We start from the raw sequence: 2374 nt of genomic DNA, 5'->3' as shown, positions 1-2374 counted from the left end.
GGAATCCGCTCCGCCGAGCGGAAGGGCTTCGTCCCGTGGTTGCTCGCCTCCGGCGCGGACGTGGCGTGCATTCAGGAGACAAAAGCGCGCCCGGAGCAGCTTCCCCCGCCACTGCGCTCGCCCGCCTCCGGCGCCGTCTCGTATCAGTCGTTCTGGGCGTCGGCGGAGAAACCCGGCTATTCGGGCACGGCGCTCTACAGCCGCCTGCCGCCCGACCGGGTGGACACACTGGGCGTTCCCCGCTTCGATGCCGAAGGACGGGTGCTCGCCGCGCACTACGGCGGCACCGTCGTCGTCAGCGCGTATTTCCCGAACAGTCAGGAAGGGGGCGCACGGCTCCCGTACAAGCTGGACTTCTGCGCCGCTATGCTCGACTTCTGCGCGGCGCTCGTGTCGGGCGGCAAGCACGTCGTGCTCTGCGGCGACTACAACATTGCGCACAAGCCTATCGACCTGAAGAACCCGAAGGCGAACGAAGGCAACCCCGGCTATCTGCCCGAAGAGCGCGCGTGGCTGGACTCATTCGTTGCGGCGGGCTTTGCCGACACGTTCCGGCATTTCTGCGCGGAAGGCGACCGGTACACGTGGTGGAGCTACCGCGCCCGCGCCCGCGAAAAGAACGTCGGGTGGCGAATCGACTATCAGTGCGTCGACGAGGCGTTCCTGCCGTCGGTCGCCTCGTCCGAAATCTGCGCGTCGGTGCCGGGTTCCGACCACTGCCCGATATGCCTGACGACCCGTTGACCGCCAGCCTTTCTTCGGCAAACCCCGCGCGCGGACTGCGGAACAGTGCAGAATTGCGACCGCTGACCAATCTGCCTGACGCCTTGCCGACGGACAGATTCCTTTCGGCAAACCCCCGCGGGCTGAATCACGGCTTGCCGACAGGCAGCCTCCCCGCCGAGCCGCCGTCATGATAGAGACGTACAACGAGTCGAGCCTGCACCGGACGCTCAAAGCCCTGTACGCCGAGCGGACGGCGGGGGAGACCGAGCGGGAAGTGCGGGGCAAAATCTGCGACGTCGTAACGGCGGACGAGGGGATTATCGAGATACAGACGGCGGGAATCGCGCAGCTTGCGGGGAAGCTCGCCGCGCTCGTCCCGCATTACGCCGTCCGCGTGGTGTACCCGCTGGCGGCAGAGACGCGAATCGAGACGCAGGACGAATGCGGCGCCGTCGTCTCGGCGCGGAAAAGCCCCAAGAAGCGCTGCGTCTACGACGTGTTCCGCGAGCTGACCGGAATCTGCCCGTGGCTCCTGCACCGGAACTTCTCGCTCGAGGTGCTGCCGGTCTCGGTGAAGGAAATCCGCGTCCGCACCGCCGAGCCGGTGCAGCTTCCCAACAAAAGCCGCCGCTTCCGCCGCCCGTGGTACAAGAGCGACAAGGCGCTGCTCGAATGCCGGACGCCGCTCGTGCTCGCGGGCAAAGCCGACTACCTCGCGCTGCTGCCGGAGCGTCTGGGGCGCGAGTTCTCCGCCGCCGACCTTCGGGCAGAGGGACTTGGAAAGAACGCGTCGCTCATGCTGTGGGTGCTGCGGAAGAGCGGTGTCATCGCCGAGACGCGCGCCGAGGGGCGGACGAAGTGGTATTCGGTCGCGGAGTAAGCGGGCACGCCGCCCACGATGTGCGTCCGTGCCTGCCGGTTTTGCGTCGGCGATGCTGTGTGCCGGAGGTTTTTCCACAGGGGCTTATCTAGGTAGTATGGACTGAAAGGCAGAGGAACAAACACCTGACATGAATGGCGGCGATAAAGGAAGCGGCGAGCTTTGCGCAGCGCGCAGCAATTCCCCGTCGGTGCTTGAGGGCTCGGAAGACGTTTTCGATGACGTGCCGTGCCCGATACAGTTCATAGTTGTACGCTCTTTCCGGCTTTTAACCGGAGGGATGACGGTTGCTATATCCGTTTCCAAACCATTTATAAGGAGAAACGCTTGACTACAGTCCGCGACAGTACCGCTTGTCACGGAGCAGCTTGCCAGGATCCCGTACTCGTCAACTACCAAATGTAATTTGCTGTTCAGCCCCCTTTTGTGCGGCTAATGTCCTGACTGCCGCCGCGCGCCCCGCATGCGTCCGCGTGCGCTTTGATATATGTCGAATCTATCATAAAAATATCCCCGGCAGGCTCGCCTATTGCGGCGTCCGCCGGCGGTAAAACCGCTTGTGCACGACGAGCGGCAGACCGAGGAGTGCCGGCGCTTGTCCGACCCGCCCGTCGTGCTGCCGTACAAACACCCGTTCTGGCGGACGCACTGTCCGCCCCTGCACTTCAACTGCCGCTCGACGCCCCGGGCGATATACGCCGAGGCGGAACTGCCGGCGCCTCACCACCGGCCGCCCGCCGGAACGGCGGCGGCGGAGGGGTCCGGCGC

General features: G+C 65.1%; 4 protein-coding genes and 1 pseudogene. 4 read left to right on the top strand and 1 reads right to left on the bottom strand.

The window, feature by feature from the left end; translation table 11 throughout:
* The 3 genes from AWU74_RS05020 to AWU74_RS05015 form a co-directional block, all read left to right on the top strand.
* The coding region (locus AWU74_RS05020) for an exodeoxyribonuclease III (protein ID WP_162504845.1) at positions 1–744 on the top strand (744 nt) is incomplete at its 5' end.
* Entirely contained in the window at positions 726–917 is a 192-nt protein-coding gene (locus AWU74_RS10385) for a hypothetical protein (protein WP_162504844.1), read from the top strand. The genes AWU74_RS05020 and AWU74_RS10385, both read left to right, overlap by 19 nt.
* The gene (locus AWU74_RS05015; protein ID WP_062328252.1) at positions 914–1606 is read left to right on the top strand and encodes a DUF8091 domain-containing protein; all 693 of its coding nucleotides are present in this window, start codon (positions 914–916) and stop codon (positions 1604–1606) included. Before AWU74_RS10385 ends, AWU74_RS05015 begins: the two co-directional genes overlap by 4 nt.
* An 84-nt stretch (positions 1607–1690) precedes the next feature.
* Here the strand turns inward: AWU74_RS05015 and AWU74_RS13830 are convergent, their stop codons facing one another.
* On the bottom strand, positions 1691–2005 hold the full coding sequence (locus AWU74_RS13830) for a hypothetical protein (RefSeq protein ID WP_238580176.1): 315 nt from the start codon (positions 2003–2005) through the stop codon (positions 1691–1693).
* Between the two features lie 130 nt (positions 2006–2135).
* On the opposite strand from AWU74_RS13830, the pseudogene AWU74_RS05005 reads away from it, so the two are divergent.
* Positions 2136–2374 (top strand): annotated as a pseudogene (locus AWU74_RS05005) (hypothetical protein); the annotation flags it as partial.

Source organism: Treponema endosymbiont of Eucomonympha sp. (genome assembly GCF_001028545.1).
Note: the sequence above shows the minus strand (reverse complement) of the source record. Positions and strands in the feature narration are given on the sequence as shown.